The organism is Faecalibacterium sp. An192, assembly GCF_002160175.1.
GTDB lineage: Bacteria > Bacillota > Clostridia > Oscillospirales > Ruminococcaceae > Faecalibacterium.
In genome coordinates, this window is record NZ_NFKB01000027.1 from 1 (window position 1) to 26,424 (window position 26,424).

At 60.6% G+C, this 26,424-nt stretch carries 21 protein-coding genes; 7 read left to right on the top strand and 14 right to left on the bottom strand.

The window, feature by feature from the left end; translation table 11 throughout:
• Positions 1 to 176 precede the first annotated feature (176 nt).
• Positions 177 to 806: a hypothetical protein gene (locus B5F27_RS09235; RefSeq protein WP_087366815.1), complete on the bottom strand. Its 630-nt coding sequence runs from the start codon at positions 804 to 806 to the stop codon at positions 177 to 179.
• 167 nt (positions 807 to 973) lie between these two features.
• Here B5F27_RS09235 and B5F27_RS16530 point away from each other — a divergent pair, with 167 nt between their 5' ends.
• The gene (locus tag B5F27_RS16530) at positions 974 to 1,207 is read left to right on the top strand and encodes a hypothetical protein (RefSeq protein ID WP_144066505.1); all 234 of its coding nucleotides are present in this window, start codon (positions 974 to 976) and stop codon (positions 1,205 to 1,207) included.
• A gap of 169 nt (positions 1,208 to 1,376) precedes the next feature.
• Here B5F27_RS16530 and B5F27_RS09240 read toward each other — a convergent pair whose 3' ends face one another.
• Both B5F27_RS09240 and B5F27_RS09245 read right to left on the bottom strand, forming a co-directional pair.
• Positions 1,377 to 2,216 carry an HAD family hydrolase gene (locus B5F27_RS09240; RefSeq protein ID WP_087366818.1) on the bottom strand — a complete coding sequence of 280 codons (840 nt, stop codon included), beginning with the start codon at positions 2,214 to 2,216 and terminating at the stop codon, positions 1,377 to 1,379.
• A 55-nt stretch (positions 2,217 to 2,271) separates the two neighbouring features.
• The gene (locus B5F27_RS09245) at positions 2,272 to 3,792 is read right to left on the bottom strand and encodes a GH25 family lysozyme (RefSeq protein WP_087366820.1); all 1,521 of its coding nucleotides are present in this window, start codon (positions 3,790 to 3,792) and stop codon (positions 2,272 to 2,274) included.
• Positions 3,793 to 4,120: 328 nt separating this feature from the next.
• On the opposite strand from B5F27_RS09245, the gene B5F27_RS09250 reads away from it, so the two are divergent.
• The 4 genes from B5F27_RS09250 to tatC all read left to right on the top strand — a co-directional run bounded on the left by B5F27_RS09250 (position 4,121) and on the right by tatC (position 7,392).
• The gene (locus B5F27_RS09250) at positions 4,121 to 5,179 is read left to right on the top strand and encodes a PTS sugar transporter subunit IIC (RefSeq protein WP_087366823.1); all 1,059 of its coding nucleotides are present in this window, start codon (positions 4,121 to 4,123) and stop codon (positions 5,177 to 5,179) included.
• A gap of 574 nt (positions 5,180 to 5,753) precedes the next feature.
• Positions 5,754 to 6,299 (top strand): Sec-independent protein translocase protein TatB, encoded by a 546-nt coding sequence (tatB, locus tag B5F27_RS09255; RefSeq protein WP_087366826.1) that lies wholly within the window; start codon positions 5,754 to 5,756, stop codon positions 6,297 to 6,299.
• Positions 6,300 to 6,394: 95 nt separating this feature from the next.
• Positions 6,395 to 6,589: a twin-arginine translocase TatA/TatE family subunit gene (gene tatA, locus B5F27_RS09260; RefSeq protein WP_087245950.1), complete on the top strand. Its 195-nt coding sequence runs from the start codon at positions 6,395 to 6,397 to the stop codon at positions 6,587 to 6,589.
• Between the two features lie 2 nt (positions 6,590 to 6,591).
• Positions 6,592 to 7,392, top strand: a complete 801-nt coding sequence (gene tatC, locus B5F27_RS09265; RefSeq protein ID WP_087366829.1) for a twin-arginine translocase subunit TatC — start codon at positions 6,592 to 6,594, stop codon at positions 7,390 to 7,392.
• 81 nt (positions 7,393 to 7,473) lie between these two features.
• On the opposite strand, the gene B5F27_RS09270 is transcribed toward tatC, so the two are convergent.
• From B5F27_RS09270 to B5F27_RS09285, 4 genes are all read right to left on the bottom strand, one after another.
• Entirely contained in the window at positions 7,474 to 8,715 is a 1,242-nt protein-coding gene (locus B5F27_RS09270) for an aminoacetone oxidase family FAD-binding enzyme (RefSeq protein WP_087366832.1), read from the bottom strand.
• 65 nt (positions 8,716 to 8,780) lie between these two features.
• Positions 8,781 to 9,554, bottom strand: a complete 774-nt coding sequence (locus B5F27_RS09275) for a TIGR03915 family putative DNA repair protein (protein WP_087366835.1) — start codon at positions 9,552 to 9,554, stop codon at positions 8,781 to 8,783.
• Positions 9,533 to 10,891 carry a putative DNA modification/repair radical SAM protein gene (locus B5F27_RS09280; protein WP_087245958.1) on the bottom strand — a complete coding sequence of 453 codons (1,359 nt, stop codon included), beginning with the start codon at positions 10,889 to 10,891 and terminating at the stop codon, positions 9,533 to 9,535. The genes B5F27_RS09275 and B5F27_RS09280 overlap by 22 nt, the downstream gene beginning before the upstream one ends.
• 26 nt (positions 10,892 to 10,917) lie before the next feature.
• Positions 10,918 to 11,550, bottom strand: coding sequence for an XRE family transcriptional regulator (locus B5F27_RS09285; protein WP_087245960.1), 633 nt, complete (start codon positions 11,548 to 11,550; stop codon positions 10,918 to 10,920).
• 215 nt (positions 11,551 to 11,765) lie between these two features.
• Between B5F27_RS09285 and B5F27_RS09290 the strand changes: the two genes are divergently transcribed.
• Positions 11,766 to 12,035, top strand: coding sequence for a hypothetical protein (locus B5F27_RS09290; protein WP_087366838.1), 270 nt, complete (start codon positions 11,766 to 11,768; stop codon positions 12,033 to 12,035).
• Between the two features lie 94 nt (positions 12,036 to 12,129).
• Here the strand turns inward: B5F27_RS09290 and B5F27_RS09295 are convergent, their stop codons facing one another.
• Together B5F27_RS09295 and udk are read right to left on the bottom strand one after the other, a co-directional pair.
• Positions 12,130 to 16,302: a right-handed parallel beta-helix repeat-containing protein gene (locus B5F27_RS09295; protein WP_087366841.1), complete on the bottom strand. Its 4,173-nt coding sequence runs from the start codon at positions 16,300 to 16,302 to the stop codon at positions 12,130 to 12,132.
• A gap of 980 nt (positions 16,303 to 17,282) precedes the next feature.
• Complete coding sequence (udk, locus tag B5F27_RS09300) at positions 17,283 to 17,912, bottom strand: uridine kinase (RefSeq protein ID WP_087245968.1); 630 nt, start codon at positions 17,910 to 17,912, stop codon at positions 17,283 to 17,285.
• A 161-nt stretch (positions 17,913 to 18,073) separates the two neighbouring features.
• Here udk and B5F27_RS09305 point away from each other — a divergent pair, with 161 nt between their 5' ends.
• Positions 18,074 to 18,691, top strand: a complete 618-nt coding sequence (locus tag B5F27_RS09305) for a C39 family peptidase (RefSeq protein ID WP_087366844.1) — start codon at positions 18,074 to 18,076, stop codon at positions 18,689 to 18,691.
• A 173-nt stretch (positions 18,692 to 18,864) separates the two neighbouring features.
• Here the strand turns inward: B5F27_RS09305 and B5F27_RS09310 are convergent, their stop codons facing one another.
• The 5 genes from B5F27_RS09310 to B5F27_RS09330 all read right to left on the bottom strand — a co-directional run bounded on the left by B5F27_RS09310 (position 18,865) and on the right by B5F27_RS09330 (position 26,366).
• Complete coding sequence (locus B5F27_RS09310; protein WP_087366848.1) at positions 18,865 to 20,283, bottom strand: glycogen synthase; 1,419 nt, start codon at positions 20,281 to 20,283, stop codon at positions 18,865 to 18,867.
• Positions 20,284 to 20,319: 36 nt separating this feature from the next.
• The gene (gene glgD / locus B5F27_RS09315) at positions 20,320 to 21,447 is read right to left on the bottom strand and encodes a glucose-1-phosphate adenylyltransferase subunit GlgD (protein WP_087366851.1); all 1,128 of its coding nucleotides are present in this window, start codon (positions 21,445 to 21,447) and stop codon (positions 20,320 to 20,322) included.
• Entirely contained in the window at positions 21,441 to 22,634 is a 1,194-nt protein-coding gene (locus tag B5F27_RS09320) for a glucose-1-phosphate adenylyltransferase (protein ID WP_087366854.1), read from the bottom strand. Before B5F27_RS09320 ends, glgD begins: the two co-directional genes overlap by 7 nt.
• A gap of 106 nt (positions 22,635 to 22,740) precedes the next feature.
• Complete coding sequence (gene glgB, locus B5F27_RS09325; RefSeq protein WP_087366896.1) at positions 22,741 to 24,960, bottom strand: 1,4-alpha-glucan branching protein GlgB; 2,220 nt, start codon at positions 24,958 to 24,960, stop codon at positions 22,741 to 22,743.
• A 359-nt stretch (positions 24,961 to 25,319) separates the two neighbouring features.
• Entirely contained in the window at positions 25,320 to 26,366 is a 1,047-nt protein-coding gene (locus B5F27_RS09330) for a 3D domain-containing protein (RefSeq protein ID WP_242962144.1), read from the bottom strand.
• Positions 26,367 to 26,424: the final 58 nt, after the last annotated feature.

The following is a 26,424-nucleotide window of genomic DNA, read 5'->3' on the forward strand; positions in this document are numbered from 1 at the left end:
GTTCTTTTGTTTTGGTGCGATCAACAACAGAAGGAATAGTGGTTAATTATTCCCCTTTGTCGCCACATCGGATGGGTTATTTACCCGAATCTCAGGCGGTCTCTTGCCCGAGATCCCTTACATCACGCCCAGTCATGGTGCTACTGGGGTGTTATAAGTAACAAAAAGTCAATGAATTAGGCAAACTTCTCGACGTTCTGAGTAACGGCAAAAGCAACAAACTTAACGCCCTGGTCAACCACGCTATTGTTGCCATCAACAGTCACAATGGTAGCAGAGATGTCATAGTCGTAATCATACTCGCCATCCTTAGACTTGTCAGGCAGCTGAGTTGCATCGCAGTAAGCATTGATCTTATCTGCCAGCATTTCCAGAACATAATTATCGCTGATGCTCTTATCAATGGCATACACTTCAACAGCAGTGGTAGTCTTGGTCTTACCATCGCCCAGCTTAGTAATGGTATCTTCTGCCTTCATAGTAGAAATAACATCTTTGCCAAGCTCCCATTCGCGGACATCCTGCAGACCGTACTGGCCTACAAACTTTTTCACAGTGTAGTTGTTGCAATAATCAGCCACAGCATCTTTCAGAGCGGCATCCAGGCTGCTATTAGCAACTGCCTCGACATTACGGCGAGAATTGCCACTCAGATTTTCCCGCAGAACAGAAGCAGTCGTGCTGGTAGGAGTAACATCAGTCTCACCGTTGCCACTGTTGCTATTGCTGTTGTCGCCACAAGCGGTCAGCATGCTGACGGCCAGGATGCCGGCCAGTGCCAGAGAAACAATCTTCTTGAGCTTCATAGTTAATTTTTCCTCCTTAATGGTGTAAAAAGATAGAGACCCAAAACAGGTTCAAAGGAAGGTCCTTTCCTTTGTGTGCCTATAATACCATACCCCCCCCCGTGTCAAGAGCCGATTTCAAATTTTCCCATTTTTGCTTAATTTTATATAGTTTGGAAAGGCCCGTCTTGGATACAAGTCGTTTTGCGGTGGAAGGGGCGGAGGAAATTTCCCCGGTTCTGCCCTCTGATTCAATAATTTACGGCGGTGAACGGGCAAAAAGCCGTTTCATCCCGAGCGGCAGAAAAACGGCCAAAACCAAATCAAAACTGCACTTGAAAATAAAAAATCCCCGCCCCAAATGGAGCGAGGATTTTGTCTTTGATCGATTTTGGGGGCATACCGGTGCAGAACACCGCTGAAACTTGGGATAAACAGGCCATGTCGGGGTTTGCATCGTACCGTGCCGCAGGCACAAACGTAACAAACGAGCCGGAGCGTAACGGCCCCGCGGAAGTGTCGGAGACCCGGAAACTTGATGGTACCCAGTAAAGTTCTTTTTGCATCCTTTTTCTTTCAAGAAAAAGGATGTCAGTGGGCGGGGTTGAAGTCGGTGGGGGAGACCCAGCCGCCCTGGTCCAGGACCTGGCGCATGATGCGGATGACGCCCTGATCCCAGTGGGGCGGGGCCAGGAAAGACACCCGGGCCCGCAGATCCTGGCTGCCGTTGGCCATCAGGAACCCGTATTTGGCGGTGCAGAGCATCTCGGCGTCGTTGTAGGTGTCGCCAAACGCCATCAGGTTGGCCGAAGTCAGGTTCAGGCTGCGGCCCAGCGCCCGCAGGGCGGCGCCTTTGTCCACCCCCCGGTTCATGATGTCCACCCAGTTGGCCCCGGCTACCGCCACCGAGAACCGCTCTCCGTACAGGTCGCCGTAGATCTTGTCGTAGGCCTCCTGGGAATTGCCCCGGGGCAGGTAGATGGTGTACTTGTCCGCCGGGACGTCCAGAACCGTCAGGTCGTCCACATAGGTCACGCGGGTGTAGAACTGGCCCAGCACCCGGGCATAACTCTGGTACTGGCGCTCCACATAGGCGCTCTCCAGCCCGCACAGGACACCGATGTCCCCCGCCTCCCGGGTGGCAATGGCCATTTCCCGATAGTCGGCGGTGGGCATCCGGGACTGGTAGATGTCCCGGCCCCGCCAGCGGATGGCTCCGCCATTGTCCCCGATCAGGGCCATGCGGTCCCGCAGATCGGGGAACATGGCTTCCAGGGTGTAGAGGGGCCGGCCGCTGGCCGCGGCAAAGTAGATCCCCTCCTCTTCCAGCGCCCGTACCAGCTCGGTAAAGCCTTCGGGCAGCTGTCCGTTTTCATCCAGCAGGGTGTAATCCATATCTGAGGCGATCAGGCCGATGTGGTCGCGGTCCATAGCGTTTGCCCCCAAACCATCTTTTTCTCTTTGTGACGCGCTTGCAGCGCGCTGATTATCCCATGTAGCTGATATTCAGATCCAGGCCGCTGCTGCTCACGCCGGTCAGCTTGCCGGTACAGCTGCCCTGCCACATATCGCAATCCATGGCGGGGGCGCTGATGCCGTAGTGGGCGTTCCAGATGCGGTAGCCCTTCAGGGCCGACAGGTCCAGATGATTCTGGAACCAACTGGTGGACGCATACACGCCGGGCTCATAGCCGTACTTCTTCAGCTCTTCGCAGAAGGCCACAGCACAGGCGGTGCGCTGCGCCTTGGACAGGTTGTCGGCGCGGCCGGTGTGGGAGGAGGTGCTGTACTCGCTGTCGAAGTAGACAGGGTAGTCCAGCTTGCGGCCATTCAGGACGTAAGCGCAGGCAAATGCCTCTTCCCGTGCCTCATCCTCATTGATGGCCTGGCTGAAAATGTACACGCCCACCTTCAGGCCTGCGGCCTTGGCTCCGGCGAAATGGTTCTCGAACATGGAGTCCAGCACCAGGGCGCCGGTCTCATAGCCGCGGTAGCCGATGCGGATGATGACAAAGGAGGCGCCGGCCGCCTTGACTTTCTTCCAGTCCACCTTCTGCTGGTAGCGGGACACGTCGATGCCGAAGGTCACGTTGTCCTGACGGACGCCCTTGGCGTCGAAGTAATAGATCTTGTCGTCGATGGTCTGCAGACCGGTCACCTTTTCGTGGGTGACGGGGTCATAATAATAGGTCTTGCCGCCCTCGGTGCGCCAGCCGGAATAGGAGGGGGTCTCCTTCTCGGGGAACAGCCAGTTGAACAGCCAGTTGAAGAACCAGGTGAAGCAGTTCTCTTTGTCCCAGTCGATGCTCTGGTTTTCCAGCATCAGGTTGAATTCCTCGGGGGTCAGGGTGATGCGGCCGTTGCTGTCCGGGGTGATGGTGGTGGCCTCATACCGGGCCTGGAGGGGGTCCTCGGCGGCCAGGGCACTGTCCATCTCCTGCCAGACGTTCTCGCCGTTGGTGGCGTAAACCACCGGCACTTCCATCTCGGTCAGGCCGTTTTCTTCTTCCAGCACCGGCTGATTCACCGGCTCAGCCGCCGGGACATCGGGCTCCACCGGCTCGGCGGCGGCTTCCACATCCTCCGCCGGGGCGGCGTTGGTATCGGTCACAGGCTCGCTGTCCTGGGGTGCGGCAGCGGGCTCTTCCGCTGCGGGCTCCTGGGGCTGCACGGCCGGTTCGGCGGGTTCTTCTGCCGTCTCGGGGGCAGTTTCCTTCACCGGCTCAGCGGCCTCCGAAGCGGCCTGCTGGCTCTCAGACACCTGATCCTCAGCCTCAGCAGCCGGTTCTTCGGCGTCCTTCTCCGGGACGGTGTAAAGGTCGTTTTCCTCATCATATACCGCCGCGGGCTCCACCAGCAGGGTCTGCGGCTCAAAAATGGACGCCGCATACCCTGCGGCACCCGTCACAGTGAGGGTCAGAGCAATGACCAGTGCGGCTACGCATTGGCCCAGATCGCGGCCCCTTCCTGATTTTCTTGAAAACAAGGTCGAAATCTTTCGTCTCATTCCGTTTCGCTCAGCCTCCATAACATCCAAAAATTATGTTTTAAGTATACACCAGAATGCGCTCTGCCGTCAATCTTTAAAGGGGTCCGCCGGACGCTCCCGGGAGCGTCCCGGCTGCCGGCCGGGTTTCACAAGACAGAGGCTCACTGGGAGTAAAACGCTTCCGGAGACAGAATTATTGCACGTTTTTCCGGCAATTTCTGGCATATCGCCCAATTTTCCGGCGGCATCTTGTTGTCTTGACACCTGTATGATATACTATGGGCCATCTGATGCAGAACATTTGCGGGCCGGAGGCCGGCCCTTGGACCGGAAAGGCGGTAGGAAGATGGAAAATGTGAAAGATTTCTTAAAACGCAAAGATATTATCATCACCCCTCAGCGCTACCTGATTGAGGCGCTGGGCGCCATGGCGCAGGGCCTGTTTGCCAGCCTGCTGATGGGCACCATCCTGAACACCCTGGGCCAGCAGCTGGGGGTGGAGATGCTGATTACCATTGGCGGATACGCCTCGGCCATGAGCGGTCCCGCCATGGCCTGCGCCATCGGCTGCGCCCTCCACGCCCCCAACCTGGTGCTGTTCAGTCTGGTGACGGTGGGCTGGGCCTCCAACTCTCTGGGCGGCGCCGGCGGCCCTCTGGCGGTGCTGCTCATCGCCATTGTGGCGGCTGAGCTGGGCAAGGCCGTCAGCAAAGAGACCCGCATCGACATTCTGGTCACCCCGCTGGTGACCATCTTTTCGGGCGTGGCCCTGGCCCTGCTGATTGCAGCCCCCATCGGCGAGGCCGCCAACCGGGTGGGCACCCTGATCATGTGGGCCACCGAGCAGTCCCCCCTGGTGATGGGCATTCTGGTGTCGGTGATTGTGGGCGTGGCCCTGACCCTGCCCATTTCCTCGGCGGCCATCTGCGCCGCCCTGGGCCTGACCGGTCTGGCCGGCGGCGCCGCGGTGGCGGGCTGCTGCGCCCAGATGGTGGGCTTTGCGGTGATGAGCTACCGCGAAAACGGGGTCGGCGGCCTGGTGAGCCAGGGCCTGGGCACCAGCATGCTCCAGATGGGCAACATCGTCCGCAATCCCCGCATCTGGATCGCACCCACCCTGGCCAGCGCCATCACCGGACCTCTGGCCACCTGTCTGTTCCACTTTGAGATGAACGGCGCCGCCGTCTCCTCGGGCATGGGCACCTGCGGCCTGGTGGGCCCCATCGGTGTGTACACCGGCTGGGTCAGCGATCTGGCCTCGGGAGCCAAGGCGGCTATCACCTCCTGGGACTGGATCGGGATGCTTCTGCTCTGCTTCGTGCTGCCCGCCGTCCTCAGCGTTCTGTTCTGCGAGATCGAGCGCCGGATGGGCTGGATCAAGGAAGGCGACCTGAAGCTGAACTGAGCCGTCTCTCCACACTCCTTTTTGTAATAGCAGGCGGCGTTTTTCCCCGCTGGTTACCCCCTGCACCATGCCTTCCCGCCCCTGCCCGGCCTCCCGGCCGGACGGGGGCTTTTTTGCGCCGGACAGGCGGGGCCCGGCGGCCTGTCCCTCTTGCGGTCTTTTTGTATAATTTTGTATTTATATTCCAATGTGGAGAAAACAAGATTTCTCCGCTGTTTTTTCTCATTTTTGGCATTTCTCGCACCGTTACGACGTTTTTTCTATTATTCACAAAAAATTCATACACGCCTCATAATCCGTCTCTATTTTTTTGGTACAAGATTAGTGAACTTCCTGCCAGCTGCATACAAAGCAAAAAACAGAGCTTTCCGCCCATTATGCAGAAATTTTACCTGTCAGCCGAGAAAAACATAGAAAAACATCTGGTCAAGACACGCGGAATATGCTATACTTGCTTTGTCCGCAATTCGGCCGGCGCCGGGAGGGTTCCCAGCCGGCACAGGCAGGGCGTATCAACGCAGTCAAAGCAGCCGGTTTCCGGCCGGCAAGGAGACGGAAAGGAATCGTGTAAAACATGAAGATCGGATTTACCGAGCTGGTGGTCATCGTGATCGTGGCGTTCGTATTCATCGGGCCGAATCAGCTGCCTGAATACGCCCGCAAGCTGGGCAAGATGCTCCGCGACCTGCGCAAGTACACCAGCACCGCGTCCAAGGATATTCAGGAGAACATCGTCGAGCCCCTCAACGAGATCCAGCAGCCCATCAAGGAGGCCATGTCTCCCCTGACCGACATCAAGAAGGACCTGGACAACAGCGTCAAGGACGTGACCAAGAGCTTTGCCGGCATCGGCAAGACCAGCAAGGCGGAAGCTGAGGCCCAGGCCGCCGTCGAGGAGCCGGTGGAAGAGCTGGAGGAGCTGAGCGAGGAGTCCGTCGAGGCTGCCGCCCCCGCCGCCCCTGAGACAGCCGCCGCACCCACTGCGGAAGCTGCTCCCGCCGCCGAAGCCGCCCCTGCCGCAGCGCCCGCCGAGGCCGCTGCCCCTGCCCAGGCTGCCGAAACCCCGGCTGACCCGGACAAGGCCCCCGCTGACCCCGAAAAGACCGCTGCGCCGGTCTGAGGCAGTCCACCAACCAAGCAGCAGGCCGCAGAATGCGGCTGTGTAGAGTAGTGATACGGGCCCAAAGCCCGGAAAGCAAAAAGGAGTAACAGATTATGCGTATCGGTACCACTGAAATAGTTATGATCCTCATTGTCGTCCTGATCATCTTTGGACCCAAGAACCTGCCCAAGCTGGGTAAGATGTTCGGCCAGACCATGAAGGGCTTCAAGGAAGGCATCGACGACGAGGACGAGGACGCCTCCAAGAAGGCTGAGACCAAGACCGAGAGCAAGAACAACGAGGAGTAATTGTGGCCACGAACATTAAGCACAGAAAAGGCACTAAGGCGATGGACCCGGAAGGGAATATGACCCTGAGCGGCCATCTGAAGGAACTGCGCAATCGCGTGGTGATCTGTGCGGTCATCTACATCGTGGCGGCAGTCGGTTTCCTGACCATTTCCGATCAGCTGATCAACTTTCTGACAGCCATGGCGGATGGAGTGTACAACTTCATCTCCATCGATCCCCAGGAAAAACTGATCCAGTATTTCCGCGTGGCTCTGATCGCAGCACTGGTCGTCACCATCCCCTTCATCGCCTATCATGTATATGCTTTTGCAAGACCCGGCCTGAAGAAAAGCGAGAGCTTCTTCTTTGGTCTGGTTCTGGTGATGGGCCTGGGCCTGTTCGTGGTGGGCGTCATGTTCGCCTACTTCATTTCGCTGCCCTTCATGCTCAACTTCATGGGCACCCTGGAAGGCGCAGACTACATCGTTCAGACCACCAGTATTGCAAGCTACGTCAGCTTCTGCATCACCATCTTTTTGATCTTCGGTGCAGTGTTTGAAATGCCCCTGGTCGTCATCATCCTGTCCCGCATGGGCATTGTCAGCCCTGAATTCATGCGGAAGGCACGGGGTGTGATGATCGTTCTGATCTTCTTTGTGGCGGCGGTCATCACCCCGCCCGACATCGTCTCCCAGACCATGGTGGCCTTGCCCATGTGCCTGCTGTATGGTATCAGCACGGTCCTGTGCAAGATCTTCTACAAGAAGCCCCTGGCCGCTGACGACGAGGAAGAAGAGGCAGACCAGGACGACGAGGACTAATTCCCCGCACCTCATCCCATCTTGAACAAGCAAAAACCCGGCAGACAAGCGGTTCACACCGCCGGTCTGGCCGGGTTTTCTTTATGTTGTCTCGCTTTTTGCCGCCGACCGGCCCGCCACCAGTCCGGACCCAAAGGCCCAGTGGAGATTAAAGCCGCCGCAGCTGCCGGCGCAGTCCAGAGTCTCTCCCACAAAGTAGAGGCCCCTGCATCCCTTGAGCTGGAAATCCGGCTCCACCTCTTTCAAGGAGAGGCCGCCGCCGGTGGTCTGGGCCTGTTTCCAGCCGCAGAGGGTGGGCTGCTCAAACCGCCAGCCCTTGCAGACCCGGGCCAATGCCTGCCAGCCCGCCGCCGGAACCCGGTCGGGCGAGGCCGCCAGCCCTGCGTCGGCCCAGAGGGCCTCTCCCAGCCGCTGGTCCATCAGGCCCTGCCAGAACGCGCCGGGGTCGGGCAGATGGGCAGCGCGGCGGGCAAACCATCCGGCCAGGGCATCGGCTTCCTGTTGGGGGAAAAGGTCCAGGGACAGCACCGGCCGGGCCGGACCTCGCCCCGGCGCCAAAAGCCCCGACAGCTGCATGACGCAGATGCCCGACAGGCCGTAGTTGGCGAACTGGATTTCCCCTTCTTCCCGGGCCAGCGGGGTTTCCCCGTCCAGCAGGGTGACCACGCCGCGGGCCCGCAGGCCCGACAGCTTCTGCATCCGGGCCGGGTCTCCGCAGCGCAGAGGGGTTAGGCAGGGGTAAAGGGGCTCACAGGCCCCGCCGCACCGTTTGGCCAGGGCAGGCCCAAAGCCGCCGGTGCCGAACTGGGGCCCGGCGCTGCCGCCCAGCGCACAGATGACCCGGTCGGCGGTCAGGAGGCGCTTGGCGCCCCCTTCCTCCACCTGGACGGCATAGCGGCGGCCCTTCTGCCCCAGCTCCAGAATGCGGCAGCCGGTGCGGCAGGAAATTCCCAGCCGCTCCACCCACCGCAGCAGCAGCCCGGTGAGGTCGGCGGCCTGATTGGAATAGGGATAGAGGCGGCCCTCCTCGTCGGCCCGGGTCACCAGCCCCAGCTCCTGGAACCAGCCCAGCACGTCCGCCCGGCCGATGCCTTCCAGCAGGACCGCCAGCTCCCCGGGCGAGGCGGTAAAATATCGCTGAGGGTCGCCGCTGGCCTGGTTGTCCAGATTGCAGCGGCCGTTGCCGGTGGCCAGCAGCTTTTTGCCGGGGGCGGGGTTCTGGTCCAGCAGGGTGACCCGCACCCCTTTGCCCCCGGTCTGGGCCGCCCCGATGGCGGCCGCCAGGCCCGACGCCCCCGCGCCCAGTATCAGAATTTCTTTCATCTCGCCTGCCCTCCCGTTGTCTTGGTGGGTTCAGTATAACACAACCCGACGGGGTTGACAAATCCTTAAACCTGGTCCCGCAGTTCGGTCATGTCGGCCCAATACCGCTTGGGACAGTGGTTCATCCGGCCCCGTTCGTTCCGGCGGCTGGCAATGGCCAGGGTCTCATAGAACTGTTTCCACAGCCGCTGATACTCGGCCTCGGCGGCGTCCGGCGCCGGCAAAGTCAGGGGCGCGGACAGCTTTTCCAGCCGGGTCTGGCCCCCCTGATGGAGCAGCACCTCACTGTGGGACGCGTCATAAATCAAAAAGTCCTCCCCGCCGATGCGGGCGCAGAAAAAGGGCCGCAGCAGGGGGAGAACATGGTTTTTGGGGTGAATCACCGCGCCCAGCATCCCGCCGCTCTCCTCAAACCGGACGAAGCCGCGGAGTTTTTCCGCCTCCCACTGGACGTTTCGCTCCAGGTTGTTGACGGCGGCCACTTCGGGGCGGCCCAGCTGGCGCAGGGCTCCCGGCCCCACCGAAAAGGCATGGTGCAGGAACCGGAGCAGCACCAGTTCTTTGTCCTCCTGCCCCGACAAAAACGCCACGGCCACCTTCTCGCCGGCGGCGGGGCCCAGTTTGGTCCGGATGCCGCGGCGGACCCGGGCTGCCTGCTCAGGGTCGGTGAGGATATCCCGCACCGGGCAGAGCGAGGGCTGTTCCGCCTCGGGGTCCCAGATGGCGAAGGGCAGTTCCCGCCGGGCAAAACTCTCAAACACACAGCAGAAGAAGCCCGCCAGGCTGCCGTCATAGCTGTAGATAATATCCGCTTCCCTCAAAGGGCGTTGACCAGGCATCGGACCGCCTCCTCTTTCACCAGCCGGCCCGCCAGCTGAGGCGGGGTGCCCTGGGCGGCCAGCTGCTGGACGGCGGGCGCGCTGAACAGGCTCAGCTGTTCACAGCCCGCGTTGAATACCCCGGGATCAATGAGGGCGTGGGCGATCCGCTGCCGCCGGGCGGCGCCGCGGCCTCCCTGGGCCCCGGTGAAGCCCCGGCAGGTGATGAAATATTGAGCCCGCTTGAGGACCACGCCCATCCGCTTGAGTTCCTCCAGACCCAGAGAGCCCTGACGGCGGGCGGTGCGGATCCGCTGGGCGCTCTTGACCCCGATGCCCGGCACCCGCAGAAGCATTTCGTAGGGGGCACGGTTGACGTCCACCGGGAACAATTCCAGGTGACGGATGGCCCACCCGCACTTGGGGTCCAGATAGGGGCTGAAATAGGGGCTGGACTCATCCAGAATCTCATCCGCCCGGAACCGGTAAAACCGCAGCAGCCAGTCGGCCTGGTACAGCCGGTGCTCCCGGACCAGGGGCGGTTTGGTGTCCAGGGCAGGCAGGCGGCTGTCCTCGGTCACCGGGATATAGGCCGAGTAAAAGACCCGCTTGAGGCTGTATTTGTGGTAGAGGCCCTCGGTGAGCCGGAGAATCTGGTAGTCATTCTCGGGGGTGGCCCCCACAATCATTTGGGTGCTCTGGCCCGCCGGCGCAAAGGCCGGCGCATGGCGGTACAGGGTCATGGCCTCCCGGCTGGCGGCGGCCGAGGCGGCAATCTGGCCCATGGGGCGCAGGATATCGCTGCGGCCCTTGTCGGGGGCCAGACGTTTCAGGCTGCCCTCGCTGGGCAGTTCAATGTTGACGCTGAGCCGGTCCGCCAGGCAGCCCAGACGCTGGATCAGGGCCGGGCTGGCGCCGGGGATGGCCTTGGCGTGGATATAGCCGTGAAAGCCATACTCCTCCCGCAGAAGCCGCAGCACCTCGATCATCCGTTCGGTGGTATAGTCGGCGCTGCCCAGCACAGCGCTGGACAAAAACAACCCTTCGATGTAATTGCGGCGGTAAAAGGCGATGGTCAAGTCGGCCAGTTCCCTGGGGGTGAAGGTGGCCCGGGGCACATCGTTGCTGCGGCGGTTGACGCAGTAGGCGCAGTCAAAGGAACAGCAGTTGGTCATCAACACCTTCAGCAGGCTGACACACCGCCCATCGGCGGTGAAGGCGTGGCAGCATCCGGGCGCATAGCAGCTGCCCAGGCCTCCCGGCCCGCTCCGGCGGCCCGAGCCGCTGGAAGTGCAGGCCACATCGTATTTGGCGCTGTCCGCCAGGATGGTCAGCTTTTCCATCACCGACTGTTCCATGATTCACTCCCCCTGACCGGGGCGGCTCACCACTTGGTCTTGGTTTCCACCACCCGTCCGGCAATGTGCAGCTGGTTCAGGTCCTCGCCCTTGATCACCAGCTCGCTGTAATTGGGGTTGAAGGGCTGCAGCACCACACAGTTTCCCCGCTGAATATAGCGCTTGAGGGTGCCTTCGCCCTCATCTCCATAGACGATGACCCCCAGGTCCCCGCTCTCCAGGGTGTCCTGGCGGTGGACCAGAGCCAGGTCGCCGTCCTGAATCCGGGGCTCCATGCTGTCTCCGCGGACCACCAGATAGAAATAGTTGGCCGGGTCCTTCACCCGGGCATACTCTTTGCCGTAGTCCTCCTCAAAGGCCAGGGCGCCATACCCGGCCTTGACGGTGCCGATCACCGGGATGAGGCTCTCGGCGTAGCCGCCGAAAAACCGGCTCTCGGTCTCGGTGAGGGCAGCAGCGGGCCGGTACAGCCCCAGCAGATAGTCGGCGGTGGTGCCCAGAATCCCGGCAATGCACGCCACGGTGGAGGGGTCGGGAGAAGATTTTCCGCTCTCCCATTTACCCACGGCCTGCTGGGTCACCCCCAGTTTTGCAGCCAGTTCGGCCTGGCTGAGCCCCTGCTTTTTGCGGCACTGTTTCAGTAACTCAGAAAACGACATGGAAAACTCCCCTTTGCTCATCGGCATTGCGCCGGTTATTGATGGTTTTATTATACAACTAAAAAGTGTCCATGTAAAGAGCATCTTCCAAAAAAATCAAATAAAAGTTGTATTTGCTCTTGACAACGACCAAGTTATGGTTTATCATAAAAGTGCAAGAACAACTTACTGTTGTCCACGTGGTTGTGGATCTGTGCTGAGGAGGTATCTTGGATATGAAGTGCATGTTTTGGAAGTGCTCCATTCTGGCAGCAGCCCTGGGTATCCTGATGGCGCTGGGCGCCCTTGCAGAAGGCACCCTCGGGCTGGCGGCGACTGCCGCCTGCATCCTCGGCGCAGTGTATGCCATGCGCTGGTTCTGGGCCATGGAACAGCGGGCGGAACGTCAGGCCGCCCGCCGCCGCAAAGCGCGCATTGTCCCCCGAAGCGCCTCCGACCGTTCTTCGGCAACCTGTCCGCGCGAAACTTTGCAGGCCGCATCCTGACCCTTTTCCCATAAAAACGCCCCATCCGCCCCGCGCACAGAGCACGGAGGCGGATGGGGTGTTTTGTGTTTATCTCAGGAAGAGATGGCAGGAATCAGAGGGGCTGAACGCCAAACCAGCCCTGAACGGTGCGGAGAATCTTCTCGGGGATGGTCAGGGGACGGGGCACATTGACGGCCACATCGGTGCCGGTGCCGGCGCCTGCGCCGGGCGCAGCCGAGCCGGTGACTTCCAGGCTGACGTTGCTGAAGGTCACGCTGCAGTTGCGGGAGACATAGAAGCCCACATAGATGTAATCGGAATCCACCGCGGTCAGGGGGTAGTCAAAGCCCGCCGAAGCCGGGGCATTGGCGCCGTAGGTGACGGTATAGCCGTCGGCGGTGCCCACAATCTTCAGGTCCACCGTATCCCCTGCGGTGTAGACGTTCTGGGCGGCGGGACCATCGTACAGTTCGCCGCTCTTGCGGCCAAAGCCGCTGAATGCGCCCTGGTTCCGGGTGCCGGCGGCCACATAGTCGCCCATGGTCTCGGGAACATAGGTGTCGATGTACAGGTCATCCCGGGCCATCAGGCCGAAGGACACCTGGTTGTTGGCGGCCATGCTGTGGACGGTGGCGGTGGCCGACAGGGTGAAGGTGGTGCCGGCGGGGAGCTGGACATAGTACATCATCAGGCCGTCCGAGCTGCCGGCAATCTTGCCGCGGTTGTTGGCTACACTCAGGGTGATGGAGCCGTCGGCGTTGACCTGGGCGGTGAAATCACCGCCGCTGATCTTGTCCTGACCGCCCACATCGCCAAAGACCGTGCCGTTCCACACACGGCCCGAGGCGTCGGTGTAAGCGGGCCAGAGGGTGCTGGCGGCGGCGGGGGCCTGGTAGCTGCTGACCTCATAGTCGGGGTTGGCAGCGTCGGCAAAGTCGGCCTTGTAGCTGGGCTGGGACTTGTTGCGGCTGTAGGCCTTCAGGGGACTGTCGGCGTTGGCGATGAGCCAGGCGTTCATCTTGGCGCCATAGCTGTTGGTGTGGGTCTTGTCCAGGCCGGTGGGGACCAGGGTGACGCCGTCGGCGGCATACTTGGCGCCGGTGAAGGCGTGCATCCACTGGGCGTCCTCACCCATTTTGACGTTCAGGTCCCGGGTGAGCTGGGTCAGGTCGATGCAGGGAATCCCCAGCTGGGCGCACATATTACGGATGGACTGGGCGTAGTCGCCGCCCTCAAAGATGTTGCCGTAGGCCTCCACCGTCTGGGTGACATGGCCCGACTCGCCGCTGTAGCTCTCGGTGGTGTTGTCATCGGTGAGGCGGACAATGGGGGTGCAGACGATGGGGGTGACGCCGGCAGCCAGAGCCGGCTGGATGTAATTCACATACAGGCTGTTGGCAAAGCTGCCGGGGGTGGTGTAGTCGCCGTTGGGGTTGGTGTAGCGGGCGGTCTCAGTCTTTTCGTCGTTGTGGCCGAAGCCGATCAGCAGGAACTGCTGGGTGTCGGCGGCGGTGCCCATGGCCGGGACCTTGTCGCTGCCCTCCAGCAGGGTCTTGTAGCTGTCCATGGTGAGGAAGTCCTTGCTGGACGCGCCCGACACCGCCAGATTGTAGACGTTGGCGTTGAGGTAGTTGTCCAGTTCCTCGCCGTAGCCCTCGCGGGGCAGATAGTAGTCGTCCTCAAAACCCGAGACGGTGGAGTCGCCCACCACCCAGATGGTGGCCTTGTCCGGCTCGGACTGGCCCCAGGCCTCGCCGCCTGCGCCGGCATTGCCGCCGGTAAAGCTCTTGCCGATCTGGTTCAGCAGGAGCAGGCCGTGCATATTGATGGAGCTGTCGGCGTTGCGGGTGGGCTCACAGCGGGTGTTCAGGTTCCAGAACCAGAAGCGGGACACCTTGGTCTCGGAGGAAGAGGTGTTGTGGCTGGACTGGGTCTCGGTGTCCCAATAATAGTTGGTCCGGCCATAAATAGCTGTGCTGGACTGGCCCTGGGGGCTGAGCTGCTCGCCGATGTCCTTGCCGTCGGTGCGGAAGGACAGGACGCCCTCCGCCTCATAACCGGTGACGGCGTTCTTGTCGCTGGTGTACAGGGCCACGTTGTAGCTGCCGTTGTTGAAGCTGGTGGAGTTGTAGACCTTGATGTCCAGGCCCGAGTTGGAGTCGATGCCCTTGGCCTTGTTCTCATAGGAGATAGAGTTCTCCAGGACGTGGGCGCCCGCCATGTTGGAGCCGCCCATCTTGAAGCCGTTGCCGTTGCCGGCATCCATCTGCTGGGCCTTGGAATCAATGGTCAGGGTGCCGTTGGCGTCGCAGGAAACCGAGGCAAAGGTCCAGTCCTTCTCGGTGCTGTCGGGGGTCACCTTGATCCAGCCGTTGCGGTAGGCCACACAGTTGCGGATGGTGGTGGCGCCGATGGAGCCGGTGGCCACCTTGGCGAAGAAGTCCCAGCCGTCGTCGGCGTTGTAGGCGGCGATGCAGCCGTCAAAGACGTTGCCCTCGCCGGTGGTGAGCTTGGCGGCGAAACCGTCGGCGTCCTCCATCTGGGAGTCAGCGTTGTTCATGGAAGAGCAGTTGCGGATGGTGTTGTAGCTGGGCCACTGGGCAATGGTCTCGGCCGAGGAGCCCGACACCTGCAGGCCGGTATTGCCGTTGTTGTAGAAGTTCATCCGGTCCAGGGTGCACCAGCTGCCGGACAGCTGCATGCCCTTGGAACCGTCGGCGGTATTGGTGACGTTCACAAAGCTGACGTTCCAATAATTGCCCCACAGCTCAAAGCCGGTGCCGCTGCGGCCAAAGTCCAGGATGGCGTAGCCGTTGTCGCCCTTCAGGGTGATGGGCTGCTCGGCCGAGCCATTGCGGCCGCGGGAGACCTTCAGCAGCTTGCCGCTCAGGTCGTAGCTGCCGGGCTGCAGCAGAATGGTCTGGCCTGCGGCGGCGTAATCCAGAGCGGTCTGCAGGTCCACGGCGTCCTCATAGCTGGAGCCGCCGTTGGTGCTCTGGCCGGCGGGGGTGACGTAGACGGTGCTGCCGTTGCCCACGGTGCGGACGCTGACCGTCTTTTCGATCGAGGCGGTGTCGTAGCTGTCCAGCACCTCAAAGGCCGAAATTTTATAGGCCGGGTCGGGGGTAAACTCCACCCGGAAGGTAGTGGTCCCGGCGATGGGGTAAGTCCGGGCCAGATCGGTGTTGGCGGTGACGGCCAGGCCCTGCTCCAGCAGGACGCCGTCCTGGTACACGTTGGCGGTGCCGTTGGCGTTGGCCTTGAACACCAGGGTGTAGCTGGTCTCGGCGGCGGTGGCCGGACTGGTGATCTGGTAGTCGGTGGGAACCTTCTCCGCCTCCTGGGGATGCCAGCCATTGGCGTTCCAGGCGCTGGTGGTGAAGGTGATGTTGGAATAGGTCACATTCATACCCCGGGCTGCTGCAAAGCCCACATAAGCGGTCTTGTCCTGCACCATCATGGGATCATTCAGCTCGCTGTAGGCCGAAACGCTCTCGGCGTTGGGGTCCTTGGCGGGGATGTAGAGGGTATGCTGGCCCAGAACGCTGCCGGTGGTGCCGTCGGCATTGATGGCATACTGGGTCACGATGTAGGCGTAATCGGTTTTTTCCAGGCTGACGCGGTAGGTGTCCCCCTGCTTGATGGTGGCGCCGTTGGGATCAAAGCCCTGACGGTAAACCTTGAGGGCGTCGCTGTCGATGCTGGAAGGGTCGCTGATGCCGGTATAGCTGCGGACGCCCACCATGTCCTTGGTCTCGCTGGAACCGTTCATGGCGTCGTAGGGCAGTTTGGTGCCGGTGACCGACACCAGATTGGACTCAAAGCTGGCGGATTCGCCGGTTTTGCCGATGGCGTCCCGGATCATCAGGGCAAAACCCTCCTGTCCGTCGGGAGTGGGGTTGACGTAGTCGATGGTGACATCGGCCTGGAGGTAGAAATTCTCCTTGCTGGGGTCAATGGTGGTGTAATAGAGGCTGATGCCGTCGGCAGGATCGGACGAAACAAACTTGCCGCCCTTCTTGTTGATGGTGCCATCCTCGTTGTAGGTGCAGGACGTCATCACAATGTTGCCGTTGATGCCGTTATCCGCCTGGACGGTGTTCAGGCTGTCGCTGGTGGACGGACCAAAATAGGTGAAAGTCCAACTCTTGTCCGCGCTGTTCTCTGCACTGGACGGCGCAGCGGCCAGCGCGGACGGCATCCCGCTGACCATCATGGCTGCCGCCAGCAGTGCCGCGGCCAGCCGACGCCCGCGCCCACGGCGCGGTGCTCTCTGCTTCCTCATTCCTTAATTCCTCCTTGCCGCCTGCCTGATGCAGGCCTTGCATCTTCCCTGCTGCCGCTTTCATTTGGCATACGCGCAGCAGAGCTTGTATACATTTATCATACAGCATTTGTGTCTTTTTGCAAGAAAAACTTGTATCCAAACCCTAAAATTGGCAAAAAGCACATTTGCGGCAAAGATTCTTGGCTATTTTCACAATCAAAATCCCACTTGACAAATAGGTTTCCCGGCTTTTTCGTGAAAAAGCTTCACTGTGTACCATACAGTTTCCGGGTCTCCGACACTTCCGCGGGGCCGTTCCGCTCCGGCTCGTTCGTTACGTTCGGAGCTGCGCTCCGGTACGATGCGAACTGCCTCAAAACCTGGTTTTCTGACCCGCAACAGAGTTTCATAAAATATCAAATCCCCGCCCCTGCAATGAACAGGAACGGGGATTTGGGTTTTTATTTGGTCCTTCTGTGGCGGTTTCATCTGTAGGGCCTGGTAGAACGTCGGACTCGCCGGGGCGCAGCCCGGGAACCTCCCAAAGCGGCTGAAACCTCGCCGCCGGCAGGGCCTTGTGAGGACCACAGCAGTCCGCGGTACCAGGTGAACCCTCTTGTGCTTAGCCAATTTTCTCTGCGGGTATGAATGCTCTTGTGAAAATTGGAGCGCTGCTCCGGGTTGTGGTGCCCTGCTTTTGCTTCGAGCGTCGCCGCGCTCTCGCAAAAGACAGACCACGGCCCCAACTCCGGCTCGGCTGTTTCTGCCGCGGGCAGCACCTCGCCTACGTTGCCAACGGCGGCTCCCTGTTTCGTCCACTGGACGCGGTTGCTGTGTTTGCCAATCGGTTTACGATAGACTTTGCATCGTACCGTGCCGCAGGCACAAACGCCGGGAGCGAGCCAGAGCGTAACGGCCCCGCGGAACTGCCGGAGACCCGGAGAGTGCATGGTACCCAGTGAAAAGTCTTTTGCCTACTTTTCTTCCAGAAAAGTAGGTCAGAGGGTGCGGGACTGCTGGATGAGGCTGCGGATGTGATGGACCAGCATTTCGAGGGCGGGGCCGTTCTCACCGCCGTTGGGGACAATGATGTCGGCGGTGCGCTTGCTGGGCTCTACAAAAGCCTCGTGCATGGGCTTGACGGTGGTGAGGTACTGGGTGATGACGCTGTCCAGAGAGCGGCCCCGCTCCTTTACATCCCGCAGGATGCGGCGAAGAATCCGCTCGTCGGCGTCGGTGTCCACAAAAATCTTGTAGTCAAACAGCTCCAGCAGGGCCGGCTCAGTAAAGGGCAGAATCCCCTCCACAATCAGGACCGGCGCCGGCTCAATGTGCCGCACCTCGTCCGACCGGTTGTGAATCGAATAGTCGTAGACCGGGCAGTCGATGGCCCGGCCTGCCTTCAGCTCCTTCAGGTGATGAACCAGAAGGTCGTTGTCGAAGGCGTCGGGGTGGTCGTAGTTCAGCAGGCACCGCTTTTCATAGGGCAGTTCGTCGTGGCGCTTGTAGTAGCTGTCGTGAGGGATCAGCCGCACTTCTTCCTCCCCAAACCGTGCTTTCAGGCGAAGGGCCAGGGTCGTTTTGCCGCTGCCCGAACCACCCGCAATGCCGATAATCAGACTGTTCATCATGTACCTCCCTGCGTGGTCTGGCGCAGCAGACCGCTTTGTAGTATACTGGTCCCAGCGCTTTTGTTACCCAAAGGTAAAGCCGCTGTATATTCTACCTGTAATCATACCACAAAACGTTCCGTTTTGACAGTCTATCCCACGCCTCAGGAGGAATTTGCATGAAAAAGATTGTCTGTGCCCCCTACATCGACCAGACCCAGCGCTGGGTCAACGGCTGCGAGAGCATCAGCGCCGTGATGGCCCTGGGGGCTGTGGGGGTCTCGGTAGACCCCGACACCTTCATCCAGCGGGACCTGCCCCACGCCCCCTTCTGGGAGCAGGACGGGGAACTCTGGGGTCCCGACCCCCACTACGTCTATCCCGGCGACCCCCACGACCACACCGGCTACGGCTGCTACGCCCCCTGCATCTGCCAGGCCCTCCAGAGCGCGCTGGACGCCGCCGGCGCGTCGGACAGCCTGGAAGTGGTGGACGAGACCGGCCGCACCGCCGCCGAGCTCTGCGCCCGGTACATCGACGCCGGGCTGCCGGTGGTGTTCTGGGCCACCCTGGACTTTCAGCCGGTGCCCGGAGTGGACCGGTGGCGTCTGCCCAACGGCGAAGTCTTTGACTGGAAGCTGAACGAACACTGCCTGCTGCTGGTGGGCTACGACGAGGAAAACTACTGGTTCAACGACCCCTGGCACAACCACGGGGTATGTCCCCAGCCCAAAGCCCTGGTGGAGGCCTGCCACCAGGCCCAGGGGATGTACGCCGTGGCCATTCGCCGCAAATAACCCCTTTGAACACGCAAAAACCCGCCGCTCCTTTCGGAACGGCGGGCTTTTTATGTTGGTGCGCGGTCAGATGCGTTCCCCTGCCGGGTTCTCAGCGGCTGCATGCTGTCTCTCCCTGAAAAGGGATCTCCGAGAGGATGCAGGGGCCCGCCTTCTGTCCGCCCAAAAAGACATTACCAAAGGTTGGCGGTCTCGTTGTAGAGGCCCTCGTAGCTCTTGGCCGAGACGCTCCAGCTGAAGTCGCAGTTCATGGCGTACTCCACCAGGTGCTCCCAGTTCTCCTTGTCGTAGTAGGCGGCGTTGGCGCGGCAGCATGCGTCGTACAGCTCATGAGCGCTGTAGCCGGCAAAGGTGAAGCCGTTGCCGCTGCCCTTGCTGGAGTCGTGGATGGAGTCACGCAGGCCGCCGGTCTCGCGGACGATGGGCGGGGTGCCGTAACGGCAGGACACCATCTGGGCCAGGCCGCAGGGCTCGCTCTTGGACGGCATCATGAAGCAGTCTGCGCCAGCGTAGATCTGCTGTGCCAGGGCGCTGTTGAAGCCGATGTACACGCCTACACGGCCGGGACGGCGGGCGGCCAGATCCGAGAAGAAGCCCTCATACTGGCTCTCGCCGGTGCCCAGGATGACCAGCTCGATGCCCAGATCCACCAGGCCATCGGCGATGCTCTGGACCAGGTCGAAGCCCTTCATACCCACCAGACGGCTGACCATGGCAAAGACGGGGCTGCCGTCCTTGTGCAGGCCGAACTGATCCTGCAGGGCTGCCTTACAGGCCGCCTTGCCCTCGCGGAAGTTGGCGGTGCTGTAGTTGTAGGGGATGGAGGGATCGGTGGCGGGGTTGTTGGCGTCCTGATCGATGCCGTTCAGGATGCCGCACAGCTTATACTGCTTCTCCCGCAGCAGAGCGTCCAGACCATAGCTGAACCAGGGGTCCAGAATCTCCTGTGCGTAGGTGGGGCTGACGGTGGTGATCTTGTCGGCGGTCTCGAAGGCGCCCTTCATGAAGTTGGCGCAACCGTCGTACTCCACAATGTGCTGATCCCGACGGCCAATGCCGCAGGTGTCCTCCAGGATGTCCAGACCATACTTGCCCTGATAGGCGATGTTGTGGATGGTGAAGATGGTCTTGATCCGGTTGAACTTATCCAGGTGACGGTAGTACAGGTTCAGGTACACGGGCACCAGAGCCGTCTGCCAGTCGTTGCAGTTGATGATGTCGGGGGTGAAGTCCAGATAGAACAGGGTCTCCAGCACCGCGCGGGAGAAGAATGCGAACCGCTCGCCGTCATCGTAGAAGCCGTACAGGCCGCGGCGCTTGAAATAATATTCGTTGTCCAGGAAGTAGTAGGTCACGCCGTCCCACTCTGCCTTGAACAGGCCGCAGTACTGGCTGCGCCAGCCCACAGGAACAGAATAGTTGGTGACGTACTCCAGATGATCACGGAAGCCCAGATCGCCGTACAGCGGCATAATCACGCGGGCGTCCACGCCATCCCGGACAAGGGCCTTGGGCAGGGCGCCCGCCACGTCAGCCAGACCGCCGGACTTGGCGAAGGGCGTAGCCTCCGACGAAGCATACAGAATTCTCATAGGGGTGTTCCCTCCTTCATTTTGGGTGGCGGCCGCTCAGACCATGTGGTTCTTCTGAACGTAAACCGGGAAGCTGCCGGTGCCGGACAGCTTCTTGCCAGCCGTGATCTTGACGTTCTTGTCGGTGACGACGTACTCCATCTCCACGTCTTTCTCGACCACGGTGTCCTGCATCAGGACGCAGTTGCGGACCACAGCACCCTTCTTGATCTTGACGCCGCGGAACAGAACACAGTTCTCCACGGTGCCCTCGATGGTGCAGCCGTCGGCCAGCAGGGAGTTGCTCACCTTGGAGCCGGAGACATACCGGGTGGGGTTGTCGTCGCGGATCTTGGTGTAAACGGGGCTGTTCTTGGGGAACAGAGCGTCCAGATTCTTCTCATCCAGCAGCTTCATGTTCTCGTCGAAATAGCTCTTCATGTCGCAGATGTGGGCGACATAGCCGGTGTACTCCATGGCCTGGACGTTCAGGATGTTGACGTTGTGGGCCAGGATGTCCCGCTCGAAGTAGATCAGGCCGCGGGAGGTGGCGTCCTTCACCAGGCGGATCAGGGTCTCACGCTCCAGGACGTAGATGTTCAGGTCCAGATTCTGGATGCCGGGGCGGTAATCGTTCAGCAGCAGCTCGGTGACGCGGCCGTCGCCGTCGATGGTCAGGGTGTAGTTGTCATCCTTGCGGCCCTCGGGGATCTCGGTCTTCTGGTAGGCGACGGTGACGTCGGCGCCGCTGGCCTGGTGAGCAGCCAGCAGGGCGTTGAAGTCAAAGTTCACGGCGATGTTGGCGTCGCACATGACCACATAGCGCTCCTTCTGGTGCTCCAGGAAGCCCAGGATGGAGGCCAGAGCCTCGACGCGGCCGGAATAAATCCGGACGCCCTTCTCAGCGAAGGGAGGCACGATGTTCAGGCCGCCGTGACGGCGGGCCATATCCCACTCACGGCCGGTGCCCAGATGGTCCATCAGGGAGTGGTAGTTCTTGCGCACCACGATGGAAACATTGGTGATGCCGCAGTTGGACATACTGGAGAGCATGAAGTCCACCATGCGGTACCGTCCCGCGAAGGGGATGGACGCCATGGTGCGCTCCGTCACCAGCTCGGGTACGGTGTTATCATAGCTGTTGGGGAAAATAATGCCCAACGCATTGTTGTTCTGGCTCAGCATACTTCCTCGCCCTCCTTGACCGAATCAAATACTTTGGCGCCCTCTTTGACGACTGCGCCGGCGCCGACGGTGAGGCCGGTGCCCACGTGTGCGATGGGGCCGTCGCCGCCAATCTTGGCGCCTGCGCCCACCACGACATCCTCTGCCAGGATGCAGCGCTTGACCACAGCGCCGGCCTTGACCACGACGCCGTCCATCAGGACTGCATCCTCAACGGTAGCGCCGTCCTCGACGATGACGCCGGCCGACAGCACAGAGTGGGTGACGTTGCCATAGATGCGGCAGCCCTCGGTGATGAGGGAATCCTGCACCACGGCGCGGGGACCGATCTTCTGGGCGGGCAGGACGGGGTTGCGGCTGTAGATCTTCCACTCCTCATCGAACACGTCGATGCCGGAGTTCTCGGGGTCCAGGACCTCCATGTTGGCTTCCCACAGGCTGTCGATGGTGCCGACGTCACGCCAGTAACCCTTGAAGTGGTAGGCGTACATCTTGCGGCCGTCGCGCAGCAGGGCGGGAATGATGTTCATGCCGAAGTCGTTCTTGGAGTTGGGGTCAGCTTCGTCCTCCTCCAGGTACTTCTTCAGGATATCCCAGTTGAAGATGTAAATGCCCATGGAAGCCAGGTTGGACTTGGGTACGGGGGGCTTCTCCTGGAACTCGGTGATGCGGTCGTCCTCGCCCGCCACCATCAGGCCGAAGCGGGAAGCTTCCTTCCAGTCCACTTCCATGACGGCCACCGAGAAGTCGGCGCCCTTTTCCTTGTGGAAGCGCAGGAAGTCGGCATAATCCTGCTTGCAGATCTGGTCGCCGGACAGGATGATGACGTACTTGGGATCATAGGTCTCGATGAAGCTGATGTTCTGGTAGATGGCGTTGGCGGTGCCCTTGTACCAGTCGGTGCCCTTGGCCTGCTCGTACGGAGGCAGGGTGTGGACGCCGCCGTACAGGCGGTCCAGGTCCCAGGGCTGGCCGTTGCCGATGTACTCATTCAGCTTCTGGGGCTGATACTGAGTTGCGATACCGACGGTATCGATGCGGGAATTGACGCAGTTGGACAGCGGGAAGTCCACGATGCGGTACTTGCCGCCGAAGGACACCGCAGGTTTTGCCGTTTTCTGTGTCAGCGCGTACAAACGCGAGCCACGTCCGCCGGCAAGGATCATTGCCACGATTTCTTTTGCCATAACTTTATTCTCCCCTTTTGCTTTGCGCCCCTGTCGGTCAGGGGCGAAAATCAACAATTCAGAACCAGCCTCTCAGGCCCGGAGCCTGGCGGCCGGGCTGGCCGCCTTATTCTTCGGCAGCCTTCTCCGCCTTCGGCTTGCGGGTGCGCTTGGCGGCGGGCTTCTTCTCAGCCTTGGCCTCTTTTTCAGCCTTTTCCGCCTTGGTTTCCTTGGCGGGCGCGCCCTTCTCTACCTTGGACTTGGTGGTGCGCCGGGTGGTGGTCTTTTTCTCACCGGCGGCGGCCGTCTTGCGGGTAGTGGTCTTTTTGGCGGTGGTCTTTTCCTCGCCCTTTTCCGCCGCGGCCTTGGTGGTGCGGGTGGTCTTGGGCTTGGTCTCCTTCTTGGCGGGCACCTCGAAGTAGAGGGTGCTCAGAGGAGGCAGGGTGAGGGTGATGCTCTGGTCAAATCCGTGCATCGGAACCTTCTTGGAGCGGATATTCTTGTTGTGGTGCTGGCCCGAGCCGCCGAATGCCGCATCGTCGCTGTTGAGGATCTCCTTGTAGCTGCCGGACACCGGCGCGCCCATGATGTAGCCCTCACGCAGGATGGGGGTGAAGTTGCAGACGATCAGGATCTGCTTGCCCGCGGCGTCCTTGCGCAGGAAAGCCACGATGCTCTGCTGATAGTCGTCCGGGACAATCCACTGGAAGCCCTCCCAGCTGTAGTCCACCTGCCAGAAAGCGGGGGTGTTCTTGTAGAACTGGTTGAGGGTCTTGACGTAATTCTGCAGCTCCTTGTGCTTGTCGTAGTCCAGCAGCATCCAGTCCAGAGGCCGTGCCTCGTACCACTCGTTGAACTGGCCGAACTCCTGGCCCATGAACAGCAGCTTTTTGCCGGGGTGCGCCATCATGTAGCCGTAGAAGGTGCGCAGGTTGGCGAACTTGTCGTCGTACTCGCCCGGCATCTTGTTGATGAGGCTGCACTTGCCGTGGACCACCTCGTCGTGGCTGATGGGCAGCACAAAATTCTCGCTGAATGCGTAGAAGAAGCTGAAAGTCACCTTGTTGTGGTTGTAGGAGCGGAACAGGGGATCGGTCTTCATGTAGCTGAGCATGTCGTTCATCCAGCCCATGTTCCACTTGAAGTTGAAGCCGAGGCCGCCGTCCGCGGCGGGCTTGGTGACGTTGGGCCAGGCCGTGGACTCCTCTGCGATCATGTATTTTTCGGGGTGACGGGTCAGGATGGCGGTGTTGAGCTTGCGCAGGAACTCAATGGCTTCCAGGTTTTCCTTGCCGCCGTTGACGTTCTGCTCCCACTCGCCGTCCCGGCGGTTGTAGTCCAGGTACAGCATGGACGCCACCGCGTCCACCCGCAGGCCGTCGATATGATACTGCTCCAGCCAGTACAGGGCGCTGGAGATCAGGAAGCTCTGGACTTCCTTCATGCCGAAGTTGAAGACCATGGTGCCCCACTCTTTGTGCTCGCCGCGGCGGGGGTTGGGGTCCTCATAGCAGGGTTCGCCGTCAAACATGTACAGGCCGAACTGGTCTTTGGGGAAGTGGGCGGGCACCCAGTCCATGATGACGCCGATGCCGGCTCTGTGCATCTTGTCCACAAAGGCCATCAGGTCCTTGGGGGTGCCGTAGCGGCTGGTGGGTGCGAAATAACCGCTCACCTGATAGCCCCAGCTGCCGTCGAAGGGATACTCCATGATGGGCAGCAGCTCCACATGGGTGTAGCCCATGTCGGTCAGGTAGGGGATCAGCAGGTCGGCCAGCTCGGAGTAGTTGTAGGAGATGTAGTTCTCCCCATCCTGTTTCATCTTCCAGCTGCCGGCGTGCATCTCGTAGATGTTCATGGGGCCATTGATGCTGTCTTTGGCCTTCTGGGCGTCCATCCACTCGTTGTCGGTCCAGCCGAAGCCGGACAGGTCATAGACCTTGCTGCCGTTGGAGGGCCGGGTCTCGGCGTGGAGGGCGTAGGGGTCGGCCTTAAAGACCAGATCCCCGGCCCGGGTGGTGACGCAATATTTATAGACGTCGAATTCCTTCATCCCGGGGATAAACAGCTCCCAGATGGAGGCGCCGTCGGTCTTTTTCATGGGGTGGCTGCCCGGCTTCCAGCTGTTGAAGTCGCCCACCACGCTCACAGCGGTGGCGTGGGGCGCCCACACGCGGAAAAGAACGCCCTTTTCGCCGCCCTGTTCGGTCAGGTGCGAGCCAAAGAAGCGCTGGGCCTCGTAGTTGTTGCCTTGCTTATACAGATAGACCGGCAGATCGTCCTCCGGGTTGCGCGCTGTCTCCTCGGCCGGCTTTTCTGCCGCCGGTTTCTCCGCTGCCTGGATCATCTGTTCAGTGGTCTGTTTCAATTCATCGGTCTGTTTCATAATATGTGCAGCTCCTCCCTGGCGCAGACTGACGCCAGCCCGCATTTTCTGTAAAACTCCACAGGCCCTGCTGCGGCGCAGTTCAGGGCCCCGGTTGTCTCTACATTACTATATTAAATAATTCAAGGGGATTTTTCAAGGCCTTTTTCATAAAATCCGCCATAATCTTTTCGCTGAAAAAACCGGAAATAGACAGATAGCACAAATTTTGACTTTTTTTCTATGCAAACCTGACATAGCTTTTCCCCAAACGCGAAAAACCCCGTTCCTCTTTTCACAAAAAAGGAACAGGGTTTTTATGGAATATTTATTCAGAAGCTTCAGCCAACGACGTAGACGTTGACATTGATGGCGCCGTTGATGACCGACTCAGCGTACGTCTCATAGAACAGGTCCACCAGGACGTGGCCGTCCTGCAGGGCGATGCCGGTGTCGGTGGCCACCGCATAGCCGTAGACAAACCGGCCGTCGGTGGAAGTGATATACAGCAGGGTGCCGTAGGGGATCACATCGGGGTCCACGGCCACGGTGCCGTAGCCCAGGCCCAGGCCCGAAGCACCATTGCCGGTGCGGGAATAATAGCCGGTGGCCTTGCCGTTCAGCACTTTGCTGTAGCTGGAGGGCGGGTTGGTGGTGCCGTCGGGGCCGGTGACGGGAGAGACGGGCGCACCTGCGCCATAGGTCTTGAGCAGGGCGTCCTGGGGCTCCACAGTGGTGGTCACGTCGGTGACGATGCTGTTCTCCAGCTCGCCGTCCACCCAGCGATGGCGGGTGGTGATGGCGCACTGGCCGTTGGAGCCGGCCTGGATGGTGGTGACACGGTCGGTGTCACGGAAGTACAGGCTGGTGTAGACGTACTCGGTCTCGTAGGGGATGGTCTGGTACTCCACTGTCTCCTCATAGCGGACACGGTGGACCTCAATGCGGCTGCCGATGCCCACCAGGGAATCCTGCTCGGGGACGGTGTAGTCATCGGGTCCCAGGGTGATGCCGGCCTTTTCCAGGGCTTCGGCCACGGTACCGTAGACCATTTTGACAGGGATCTCCTGTCCATCGGCCTCCACGGTGACGGTGAAGGCACGCTCAATATTCAGGGTCGCCAGGCTGTCGCCGAAAGCGGTATAGTAGACGCGGTCGCCCTCGGCGGCTTCGATGCCGGAGAGGCTCATCAGACGGGTGGGGTCGCTCTCGCTGGTCAGAAGCAGCTGGCTGGCTCCATTGGAATCGGTTACATAGGTTACGCGGATGCTGACCGTGGTCAGGATCAGCGTCAGTGCAAGGCCGAGGCTCAGGATGCCCAGGGCAAACATACGGTGACGGGCCGTCGGTCTCTTTTCACGCTTACATTCGGAAGTGATACGAAACAACTCCTCTCTTTTTACAGTTTGGCTTTGTTTGCGGGCTGCTTCCTCCGCCCGCTGTTGG

What these genes read in the sequence shown, in the direction of transcription:
- B5F27_RS09235 (WP_087366815.1), bottom strand. Translation starts at nt 806, where the DNA reads ATGAAGCTCAAGAAGATTGTTTCTCTGGCACTGGCCGGCATCCTGGCC.
- B5F27_RS09240 (WP_087366818.1), bottom strand. Translation starts at nt 2,216, where the DNA reads ATGGACCGCGACCACATCGGCCTGATCGCCTCAGATATGGATTACACC.
- B5F27_RS09245 (WP_087366820.1), bottom strand. Translation starts at nt 3,792, where the DNA reads ATGAGACGAAAGATTTCGACCTTGTTTTCAAGAAAATCAGGAAGGGGC.
- B5F27_RS09250 (WP_087366823.1), top strand. Translation starts at nt 4,121, where the DNA reads ATGGAAAATGTGAAAGATTTCTTAAAACGCAAAGATATTATCATCACC.
- tatB (WP_087366826.1), top strand. Translation starts at nt 5,754, where the DNA reads ATGAAGATCGGATTTACCGAGCTGGTGGTCATCGTGATCGTGGCGTTC.
- tatA (WP_087245950.1), top strand. Translation starts at nt 6,395, where the DNA reads ATGCGTATCGGTACCACTGAAATAGTTATGATCCTCATTGTCGTCCTG.
- B5F27_RS09270 (WP_087366832.1), bottom strand. Translation starts at nt 8,715, where the DNA reads ATGAAAGAAATTCTGATACTGGGCGCGGGGGCGTCGGGCCTGGCGGCC.
- B5F27_RS09275 (WP_087366835.1), bottom strand. Translation starts at nt 9,554, where the DNA reads ATGCCTGGTCAACGCCCTTTGAGGGAAGCGGATATTATCTACAGCTAT.
- B5F27_RS09280 (WP_087245958.1), bottom strand. Translation starts at nt 10,891, where the DNA reads ATGGAACAGTCGGTGATGGAAAAGCTGACCATCCTGGCGGACAGCGCC.
- B5F27_RS09285 (WP_087245960.1), bottom strand. Translation starts at nt 11,550, where the DNA reads ATGTCGTTTTCTGAGTTACTGAAACAGTGCCGCAAAAAGCAGGGGCTC.
- B5F27_RS09290 (WP_087366838.1), top strand. Translation starts at nt 11,766, where the DNA reads ATGAAGTGCATGTTTTGGAAGTGCTCCATTCTGGCAGCAGCCCTGGGT.
- B5F27_RS09295 (WP_087366841.1), bottom strand. Translation starts at nt 16,302, where the DNA reads ATGAGGAAGCAGAGAGCACCGCGCCGTGGGCGCGGGCGTCGGCTGGCC.
- udk (WP_087245968.1), bottom strand. Translation starts at nt 17,912, where the DNA reads ATGAACAGTCTGATTATCGGCATTGCGGGTGGTTCGGGCAGCGGCAAA.
- B5F27_RS09305 (WP_087366844.1), top strand. Translation starts at nt 18,074, where the DNA reads ATGAAAAAGATTGTCTGTGCCCCCTACATCGACCAGACCCAGCGCTGG.
- B5F27_RS09310 (WP_087366848.1), bottom strand. Translation starts at nt 20,283, where the DNA reads ATGAGAATTCTGTATGCTTCGTCGGAGGCTACGCCCTTCGCCAAGTCC.
- glgD (WP_087366851.1), bottom strand. Translation starts at nt 21,447, where the DNA reads ATGCTGAGCCAGAACAACAATGCGTTGGGCATTATTTTCCCCAACAGC.
- B5F27_RS09320 (WP_087366854.1), bottom strand. Translation starts at nt 22,634, where the DNA reads ATGGCAAAAGAAATCGTGGCAATGATCCTTGCCGGCGGACGTGGCTCG.
- glgB (WP_087366896.1), bottom strand. Translation starts at nt 24,960, where the DNA reads ATGATCCAGGCAGCGGAGAAACCGGCGGCAGAAAAGCCGGCCGAGGAG.